The organism is Streptomyces sp. NPDC047453 (genome assembly GCF_040643155.1).
In the GTDB taxonomy this organism is placed as follows: domain Bacteria; phylum Actinomycetota; class Actinomycetes; order Streptomycetales; family Streptomycetaceae; genus Streptomyces.
The window spans coordinates 143,187-152,300 of the sequence record NZ_JBEYTS010000016.1 but is presented as its reverse complement, the minus strand read 5'-3'; the positions used below and the strand labels follow the sequence as shown (position 1 = coordinate 152,300).

The 9,114-nt window shown below is 70.1% G+C and carries 9 protein-coding genes and 1 pseudogene; 5 read left to right on the top strand and 5 right to left on the bottom strand.

Features of this window, described 5'->3' with window-relative positions:
* Positions 1-120: 120 nt before the first annotated feature.
* A pseudogene (locus ABZ818_RS17475) lies at positions 121-564 on the bottom strand (hypothetical protein); the annotation flags it as partial.
* A 240-nt stretch (positions 565-804) separates the two neighbouring features.
* On the opposite strand from ABZ818_RS17475, the gene ABZ818_RS17470 reads away from it, so the two are divergent.
* Together ABZ818_RS17470 and ABZ818_RS17465 are read left to right on the top strand one after the other, a co-directional pair.
* A complete protein-coding gene (locus tag ABZ818_RS17470) occupies positions 805-960 on the top strand; it encodes a hypothetical protein (RefSeq protein ID WP_361415135.1) in 156 nt (51 codons plus the stop codon).
* 393 nt (positions 961-1,353) lie between these two features.
* The gene (locus ABZ818_RS17465) at positions 1,354-3,273 is read left to right on the top strand and encodes an FHA domain-containing protein (protein ID WP_361415133.1); all 1,920 of its coding nucleotides are present in this window, start codon (positions 1,354-1,356) and stop codon (positions 3,271-3,273) included.
* Between the two features lie 66 nt (positions 3,274-3,339).
* On the opposite strand, the gene ABZ818_RS17460 is transcribed toward ABZ818_RS17465, so the two are convergent.
* Positions 3,340-3,537 (bottom strand): DUF1737 domain-containing protein, encoded by a 198-nt coding sequence (locus ABZ818_RS17460; protein WP_361415131.1) that lies wholly within the window; start codon positions 3,535-3,537, stop codon positions 3,340-3,342.
* A 94-nt stretch (positions 3,538-3,631) separates the two neighbouring features.
* Complete coding sequence (locus ABZ818_RS17455; protein ID WP_361415129.1) at positions 3,632-4,105, bottom strand: carboxymuconolactone decarboxylase family protein; 474 nt, start codon at positions 4,103-4,105, stop codon at positions 3,632-3,634.
* Between the two features lie 214 nt (positions 4,106-4,319).
* Here ABZ818_RS17455 and ABZ818_RS17450 point away from each other — a divergent pair, with 214 nt between their 5' ends.
* The 3 genes from ABZ818_RS17450 to ABZ818_RS17440 all read left to right on the top strand — a co-directional run bounded on the left by ABZ818_RS17450 (position 4,320) and on the right by ABZ818_RS17440 (position 5,839).
* Positions 4,320-4,616 carry a hypothetical protein gene (locus tag ABZ818_RS17450; RefSeq protein ID WP_361415127.1) on the top strand — a complete coding sequence of 99 codons (297 nt, stop codon included), beginning with the start codon at positions 4,320-4,322 and terminating at the stop codon, positions 4,614-4,616.
* Positions 4,617-4,740: 124 nt separating this feature from the next.
* On the top strand, positions 4,741-5,286 hold the full coding sequence (locus ABZ818_RS17445; RefSeq protein WP_361415125.1) for a DUF2269 family protein: 546 nt from the start codon (positions 4,741-4,743) through the stop codon (positions 5,284-5,286).
* 34 nt (positions 5,287-5,320) lie between these two features.
* Positions 5,321-5,839, top strand: coding sequence for a levansucrase (locus ABZ818_RS17440; protein WP_361415123.1), 519 nt, complete (start codon positions 5,321-5,323; stop codon positions 5,837-5,839).
* 58 nt (positions 5,840-5,897) lie between these two features.
* On the opposite strand, the gene ABZ818_RS17435 is transcribed toward ABZ818_RS17440, so the two are convergent.
* Positions 5,898-7,370, bottom strand: a complete 1,473-nt coding sequence (locus ABZ818_RS17435) for an MFS transporter (RefSeq protein ID WP_361415121.1) — start codon at positions 7,368-7,370, stop codon at positions 5,898-5,900.
* 305 nt (positions 7,371-7,675) lie between these two features.
* Complete coding sequence (locus ABZ818_RS17430) at positions 7,676-8,995, bottom strand: DUF445 domain-containing protein (protein ID WP_361415119.1); 1,320 nt, start codon at positions 8,993-8,995, stop codon at positions 7,676-7,678.
* Positions 8,996-9,114 lie beyond the last annotated feature (119 nt).

Sequence of the window (9,114 nt, the reverse complement as noted above, 5' to 3'; positions counted from 1 at the left end):
TGCCACGGACAGCCGACGATCCCACCCTGTACGCTCGCTCACCAGAAAGGTGTCCTGACTTCTGCACCGGATACGATCTAGACACTCGCATCCTCACAGGTCAGCGGCACCTTTCTGCTGTCAGGGCGTCAGCCCGACCAATTCCGCTGAATAACCGGGGTTAGGGCAAGCCCTCGCCACCGTCGTCCCCCAGCCGAAGCGCGTTGTCAGACCGTCCACCTGCCTCGCGCTGTCGGCCCGCACGGCATCCACCATGGGCTGGTACCGCGCGGCCATGGCCGTGGTCGACCACCCCATGAGGCCCATTGGAAGAGCCTTCCACTCAACCCAGTCCCGGCGGTACGACGGGCTTCGGCCGCGCTCATCCGGGAAGACCAAGCCGTTCTCCTCTCAGCGCTTCCCGGCCTCGGTTCGCTCCGCTACCTGCGCCTTGAGATGCGCCCGAAGTAGGTCAACGAGCGGTTCGGGGATACCGACCGCGCGACGGCTGGCGCGCGACTTGGGTGTGGACAACTCAGGGTTGGTTCGCCGCCTCTGCGGGCAGTACCCGGCGGCCACCCTCCCACCAGACCCGTTCTCACCTCAGATCGTCGCGCACGACATCGAAGAACACCCGTCGGCTTGGACGGATGTGGGCCCAGACCTTCTCGTCCTGGGGCTCTCCCGGATCGTCGGGGCCCTTTCTGATCACGTCCTGAACGGCGAACGCGAGAGCCCCGGGCCGCCGCGTTGACCTCGGATGCGCACAGAACGTGGATCGTCTTCTGCGCTACCCACGCCCTTGAGGAGACACTGCGCATCCGCATGGCCCTGTTCAGCGTCAACCTCGCCTTCTTCGCGGCCCAGGGCCTGGAGGCGAGCAATGGGCAGGTCGTCGCCGTCCGCGACATCGCCCAACTGCTGAGCCCGCCGGCCGAGTGCGACGCAGAGCCTGCTCCGGACACCTTGAGGCGGACGTAGCGTCGCAACGGACCGGCCCCATCCGGCAATCGTGCCGCTGCTCTCAACACTCATCGCGCTGACACCTGAGTTCCCCCGCACCCCTCCCGCCACACCACACCTGATCTGCACCTTCCCGCCTTACGGCCTTGCGCGGAGGCGATCGTGGCGCGAACCTGGAACCCACCTGTTGGGGGCTGGGGCAACGGGCGTGGGGGGACCATGGCTGGCTGTGTCGAGCTGTCGAATTTCGGGGTGGGGCATGCCGGGGAAAGGGCATGCGTCCGCTCGGAGTTGATGGGCCGGACGTCTGCGTAGGACGTTCCGAGGAGCAGCACAGCGGGTTGAGTCGGCCGGCGTGATGACCGCGGCCGGCCGGGGGCCAGTACAGACAGTTCCAAGGGGGGAGTGGCCATGCCGGCTTCGATCACCGGGCGTGTGGGGCCCCTGGCCGGGCGGCGGTTCTCTGTCGGCGCCACTCCGGTCACCTTCGGCCGCAGCGGTGACAGCAGTGTCGTGATCGCCAGCGGGCGGGCCTCGCGTCTGCATGCGGAGGTGCTGCGGGAGGCCGACCGCTACGTCCTGTACGACCGGGGAAGCCGCAACGGGACGCTGGTCAACGGGAGGCAGGTGACGTCCCACGTCCTCGCGTCCGGGGACGAGATCACGATCGGCGACGAGGTCTTCTGCTTCGAGATCCCCGAGGCGATGGAGACGATCACGGATGTCCCGAACCCGCTCGCGGCCGCCGCGCCGGGCCCGGCCCTGAACGTCACCGTGTCGGGCGGCGGTCCCGTGGGGCTGAGCTTCGCCCTGCTGCTGGAGCAGCTGATGGGGCGGCGCGTGGCCATCACCGTCTACGACGGCCGCTGGACCCAGGACGGCTCGCGGGTCGTCTGGAAGAACGAGACGCAGGGCAATGTCCGGCGGCAGCAGGTCGTGACGGTCCAGAGCCGCCAGTACCTGAATCTCCCCGAGAAGGTCCAGGAACGCTTGTTCGGCGCCGATGCGTACACCGAGATGTGGCCGGCCGGGCCGGACTCCGTGCAGGGCTACGGCCCGCGGAACGTCCGGATCGCCTACGTCGAGGACGTCCTCCTGGAGATGGCCAACGAGAAATCCGACCGGATCCGGCTCGTTCCCACCCGCTTCGACGCGACCGAGCAGCGTGAGTCGGTGGTCAAGGACCATGTGCTCGCCATCTGCGAGGGCGGTCGCTCACGGACCCGGGACCACCTCAGCGACAAGTTCGGCGCCCCCGACGCGTCGATCTACTCCCTGAAGGGGCAGCACGTCCAGGACGTCGTGCTGGGGCTGCGGGTGAAGTCCGACCTGCCGGACCCCATGGCCGTCCTGCTGACGGTGGCCCAGAACCGCTTCCTCCTGAACTCCCTGCGTGGCGAGGGCTTCCTGAACATGCGCCTCACCGACGCCGAGGCGCAGGAGGTGATCGGGGTCGACCCTGTCCGGCACGTGTTCGAGCAGTGTGTCGCCTCGCGGCCCTGTCTCATGGGCCGCAACGAGGAAGGGGACTTCCGCTGCTCGACCCACGGCACGCTGTTCCTGCCTGCCCTGGTCAAGGGTTCGGCCCTGTGGAAGCGCGTACTGGAGGGCCTGGTCCTCTTCGGCGTCACCGAGAAGAACCTGAGCGCCGTCACCGGGTTCCGCCTGGACATGGTGCAGCGGCCGCGCTTCACCGCCCGGCTCCACTCCACGACGTCCAACACCCTGGGAACGTACGGCTTCCTGCTCGGGGACGCCGCCAACGCGATCCACTTCTGGCCGGGGCGCGGGCTCAACAGCGGACTCGCGTCGGCCATTTCGCTCGCACGCTCCCTCAGCAACGCCTGGCGGGGGAAGGCCTTCCGCGACGCCGACTTCGTCCGTCACGAGGCGGCGATGTCGATGCTCCAGTACCGGCACAAGAGCCGTGCCTGGAACGCGATGGTGACCACCGACGAACACGGCGACACCTGCGCGATCAAGGACACGATCGCGCAGAGCATCGAGGCGGCGTCGTCGGAGGCTTCGGACGGCGCGGCGGACAAGGGGAACGAGGCGGACATCGACGCCTTCATGGACCGGCTGCGGGAGATCCGCGGCCGCCTCTCACCGCGGGTCCCGGGTATGCCGGACGACGCGACCCTCCGCGACCACCTGCGGAAACTGAAGCCCGAAACCGTCCGCACCCTGCTCGCGAGCGGAGCCTGGGACACCCTGACCGTCGGCGGCGAAGAGGTGGACATCGACATCTTCTACCGACAGGACCCCTCACCGACGCCCATCACCAGCGCCACAAGGACAAGGCAGTCCGATCCGCGTCTGAAGAGCTGACACCCTGACAACCGCACACGGCCCGGCCGTCGCTCAAGGCTCGCCCGGACCGTGCGGCCACCGTCCCTATCCCCGCTCCTCCGGCCCCGTCGGCCAGACCACCGCCTGGGCGACGACGACGTTCTCGCCGTCGAAGGTGAGGGCCGGGCCTTCGTGGAGTCGGTACCCAAGGTCGAGCGCCTCGCTCACGCGCCGGCAGAACGAGGCGTCGTCCGGGCCGGTCAGGACCCGGTAACGGGGCAGTCCGTCTGGTGGTGTGGTCATGGGGAAAGGATCTCAGGCCGGCTCGACGGGTCCTCGGGCGGCCGTTGAGGTCGACGAGAGGGCCGTCGCGGTCGACGGGGTGCCAGGTCCCGGGTCAGCCGAACATGCCCGGTTCGTAGTCGCCCGCGGGCTGCTGGACGATGACGTTCAGGCGGTTGTAGGCGTTGATCATGGCGATGAGGGTGACCAGGGCCGCCAGTTGGTCCTCGTCGTAGTGCTTGGCGGCGTTGGCCCAGGCCTCGTCGGTGACGCCGCCCGCGGCGTCGGCGATGCGGGTGCCCTGCTCCGCCAGTTCCAGGGCGGCGCGCTCGGCCTCGGTGAAGACCTTGGCCTCGCGCCAGGCGGCGATCATGTTGAGGCGTACGGCCGTCTCGCCGGCGTGGGCGGCGTCCTTGGTGTGCATGTCGAGGCAGAAGCCGCAGCCGTTGATCTGGCTGGCGCGGATCTTCACCAGTTCCTGGGTCGAGGCCGGGAGAGGCGAGTCCGACACGGTCTTGCCCGCGGCGTTGATCTGGCGGAGGAACTTGGCCGCGAGGGCGTTGCCGAAGAGGTTGAGACGGGCTTCCATCCTGGACTCCTTGTAGTGGTTCGTTCTGCTTCGTGCTGCTTCGCTTGGTTTCGCTTCCATACCTACGACGAAGCCGGTCCGCGATGTGTGACGGACCCGCCGGGGCAATTGATGTGACCTGCGTCTCACCCCTCGACGGGGACGGCAGACCCCGTCGGTCCGCCGCCTGACGTGCGGGTTAGCCTGGTTTGTCCTACGAGTGCGGGAGGCAGCGATGGTCAGGGTTCCTGCGGCAGTGGTCGCCGCGAGTGGGCTCGTCGGTGGGTACGGCGTGGCCCGGTGGACCGGGAAGCGGGAGTTGGGCGGGGCCGTGCTGGCGGTCGCCGGGGCCGCGTCCGCGTGGCAGTGGCAGCAGCGGGCCGGCGGGAAGGCGGCAGGCGCGCTCACCGCCGCCTTCGCCGGGTCGCATCCGCTGGCCAAGAAGGTGGGCGCCTGGCCGTCCGTGTTCACCGTCGCGGGCGCGGTCGCCCTCGCCTCCTGGGCCGTCGCCGACCGGCGGGACGCCCGCTAGTCCCCGGCCCCGGAGGGGTGGGCAGGGCCGCCGATCGTCCGCGTCGGGGGTGGTGGCGGGAATCCGTTGATCCCTGTCACTCTCGCCACTTCTTCAAGATCGGAGCGGTGTCTAGCGTCGGGGCGTGACCAAGTTCCTTCTCGCCGTGCACGTCCTGGCCGCGATCGTCGCCATCGGGCCCGTCACCGTCGCCGCCAGCATGTTCCCGCCCGCCGCGCGCAGGGCGCTGACCGCGCCCGAGGACCCGCGGGCGGTGGAGACCGTGCGGCTGCTGCTGCGCATCTGCCGGGTCTACGCCGTCGTCGGGGTCGCCGTCCCGGTGTTCGGGTTCGCCACGGCCAAGAACATGGGCGTGCTCGGCGACACCTGGCTGATCGTGTCGATCGTCCTCACCGCGCTCGCCGCCGTCGTCCTCGTCGCGCTGGTGCTGCCCCGGCAGACCGCCATAGCCGAGGCCTTGGAGGAACGGCAGGTGGCAGAGAGCACCGTCGGTGGGGGCGGTGACGCCGCCACGACCACCACCGCCGTCACCACCGCTACGGCCGCCGCCCCCACCCTCACCCCCAGGGCCACCGTTCGGCTCGCCATGTTCACCGGCCAGTTCAACCTGCTGTGGGCCGCCGTGACGGTGCTGATGATCGTCAGGCCGGGCTCCACGACGGGAGCCTGACGGGCGGCGTCACGGCGGGCATAGGATCCCGCTCATGTATGAACAGGGGTTCGGGCAGCAGCAGTCGGGGGCGGGAGCCTACCTCGCCGCCCTGGAGAGCCAGCTGCGGGCCGACGGTTGCGGCACCCGGTGGGAGGACTGGCAGGGGATGCCCGTGCTCGTGGGACGCCGTTCCGACTTCCGGATGCGCTGGATGGCCACGAATCTGCATCTGTTCACGGTGGCCGCGGCGGTCCCCGAGATCACCGTGGAGGCCATCAGGGGCTTCACCTACGGAGTCCTGAAGTACGCCAAGGACACCAAGGGCGGGCTGCCCGTGGGCCTCCAGACCGGGGTCGCCGCCTTCCCGGTCCTGGTCAGCGAGAACGTCGACCCGGCCGCCGTGCGGTGGGCGGAGGAGCAGCAGCGCAACGAGTTCGCCTGCATGGCGCGGCCGGTGGTGGTCGACAGCGGGCAGCGCTACGTGGGCATGTACCGCGGCAAGCCCGTCCTCGGCCGGGCCTACGCCTCCCACTTCATCGAGAAGGGCACGCGGTACTTCTACGGCGACTGACCCTCGGCGGCTGGTCCGCGGCAGCCACCCGTGCGGCTGGTCCTCGGCAGCCGCACGGCTAGGGCAACGCCTCCGGTGTCTTCACCGCCGTCAGCGGTGTGGCGATGTCCTCCAGGGAGCGGCGTTCGGCCTTGACCGCGAGGAAGGCGGCGACCAGGCCCGCCGCGCACATCAGGGCGGCGCCGATCCGGAACGCGAGGACCGTGTCACCGACCCTGCCGGTGCTGGTGAGGTCGGCGAAGAGGAGCGGGCCGCTGATGCCGCCGGCCGCGGTGCCGAGGGCGTAGAAGAAGGCGATGGACATCGCCCGGGTCTCCATCGGGAAGATCTCGGAGACCGTCAGGTAGGCGCTGGAGGCGCCCGCCGAGGCGAAGAACAGCACCACGCACCAGCAGGCCGTGAGCGTGCCGGCGCTCAGCGTGCCGCGGCCGAACAGCCAGGCCGTGCCGAACAGGAGCAGGCCGGACAGCAGGTAGGTGGAGGAGATCATCACCCGGCGGCCGACCGTGTCGAAGAGGCGGCCCAGCAGCAGCGGGCCCAGGAAGTTGCCCGCCGCGATGACAGCGAAGTAGTAGCCGGTGTGGTCCGAGGGGACGTGGAAGAACCTGGTCAGGATCGCGCCGAAGCCGAAGGTGATGGCGTTGTAGAGGAAGGCCTGGCCGATGAAGAGGGAGAAGCCGAGGACGGCGCGCCTGCGGTAGTCGGCGAAGACCGTGCGGGCGATCTCGACGAAGCTCACGCTGCGGCGCTGGTGGATGGTGATCCGGCCGTGCGGCTCGGGCAGCGGCTCGTCCCGCTCGGATTCGATCCGGCGTTCGATATCGGTCACCACCTCCTCCGCCTCCCGGTCCCTGCCGTGGATCAGCAGCCAGCGCGGGCTCTCCGGGACGTGCCTGCGGACGAGGAGGATCACCAGGGCGAGGACCGCGCCGAGCGCGAACGTCAGCCGCCAGCCCAGGTCGGCGGCCAGGATGCCGGTGTTCAGGGCGAGGATCGACAGCAGGGAGCCGCCGACGGCGCCCAACCAGAAGCTGCCGTTGATGATCAGGTCGACGCGCCCGCGGTAGGCGGCGGGGATCAGTTCGTCGATCGCGGAGTTGATGGCCGCGTACTCGCCGCCGATGCCGAAACCGGTCAGGAAACGGAAGAGGAAGAACCACCAGGCCTCGAAGGAGACCGCGGTCAGGGCGGTGGCCGCCAGATACACCGCGAGGGTGATCATGAAGAGCTTCTTGCGGCCGTAGCGGTCGGTCAGACGGCCCCAGAAGAGGGCGCCGACGCAGGCGCCCGCCACATAGAGGGCGGCCGCGGTGCCCGTGACCTGTGCGGAGCTGATCGACAGGCCGCTGCCGGGCTCGGACAGGCGGCTGGCGATGTTGCCGACGACCGTGACCTCCAGACCGTCGAGGATCCACACGGTGCCGAGACCGACGACGATCGTCCAGTGCCAGCGCGACCACGGAAGGCGGTCCAGGCGGGCGGGGATGTCGGTGGTCACGGTACGGCCGGTCTCGGCCTCGGCGGTGGCCATGGGCTCCCTCCACGACGAGCGGAACGTCATGCGGGTTCCCCCGAACCGCGTGGATCACGCTCGGCGGACGGCCGACCGGCCCAAGGGCCCGCCCCGCCAAGGACCCGCCCCAGCCAAAAGCCCGTCCCGCCCGCAGGCCCCGCCCGGCCCATGGACCCGTCCCATCCCAAGAGCCCGGCCCCACCCAAATGCCCGTCCTGCCCAAGGACACCCCGCCCCAAAGCCCGCCCCGTCCGCCAGCCACGACAGGGCCGGGGGTCCCCCGGACACGCCAGGCCCCGGCATCCCGTCCGACCGCCGGAGGCCTACGCCCCCATCGCCCGTGTCACCGCGTAGATCACCACTCCCGCCATGGAGCCCACCACCGTGCCGTTGATGCGGATGAACTGGAGGTCGCGGCCGATGTGGGCCTCGATCTTGCGGGTGGTGTGCTCGGCGTCCCAGCCGGCGACGGTGTCGGTGATCAGGGAGGTGATCTCCTTGCGGTAGGTCGTCACCACGTAGACCGCCGCGCCCTCGACCCAGGAGTCGACCTTGCCCTGCGCCTTGGAGTCCTCGGCCATCCGGGCGCCAAGGGACAGCAGCGAGGCGCGGACCCGCAGGCGCAGCTCGCTGCGCTCGTCCTCGGCCGCCGCCACGATCATGGATCGTACGGCCGTCCAGGCGGAGGCGATCAGATCCTGGACCTCGCCGCGACGCAGCACCTCGCCCTTGAGCCGCTCGATACGCGCGCGTGTGTCGGTGTCGGACTGGAGGTCGGTGGCGAAGTCGGTGAGGAAGCGGTCGAGCGCGCCGCGCGCCGGGTGCGAGGGCATGTCCCGCATCTCGGTGATGAAGCGCAGCAGCTCCTTGTAGACCCGCTCGCCGACCTTCCTGTCGACGAACCTCGGCGTCCAGCCGGGCGCGCCGCCCTGCACGGCGTCCATCACGGAGTCGCTGTGCAGCACCAGCCAGTCGTGCGCGCGGGAGACGACCAGGTCGACGACCCGCTTGTGGCCGCCGTCGGCGACGACCTTCTCCAGCAGCTTGCCGATGCCGGGCGCGATCTCCTGCGTGTTGGCTCTGCGGGTGATCGCCTCGCCGACGACGGCCTGGACGTCGGAGTCGCGCAGCACGGTCAGGGCGCCGCGCAGCGCGGTGGCCAGTTCCGCGGTCACCCGGTCCGCGTGCTCCGGCTGGGCGAGCCAGGCGCCGAGGCGGCTGCCGATGCCGACGGCGCGCAGCCGCTGCCGTACGACGTCCTCGGAGAGGAAGTTCTCGCCGACGAACTCGCCCAGCGAGATGCCGAGCTGGTCCTTCTTGGTCGGGATGATCGCGGTGTGCGGGATGGGCAGGCCGAGGGGGTGGCGGAAGAGGGCGGTGACCGCGAACCAGTCGGCGAGCGCGCCGACCATGCCGGCCTCGGCGGCCGCGGCGACGTACGCCGTCCAGGTACCGGCGCCCGCATGCTCGCCCCACTTGGCGAGCACGTACACCACGGCGACGAACAGCAGCATCCCGGTGGCGGTCAGCTTCATGCGGCGCACCCCGCGGCGCCGCTCCTCGTCGGCGGGGCTGAACACGGTCATCGCGCGCTGGGAGACGGCGTCCGCCGTTCCCCGGCCCGCCTGTGTCGTCTGTTCCATCCACTCCACCCGTTCGGTGATCCCGCGCACAATTGTCCCTTCCTGACCGACTCCCGGAACGGAACAAGAGTTCCCGGCGTCTGTCCGGAGGGGGGTTCGGCAGGATCCAGCCAATTCTC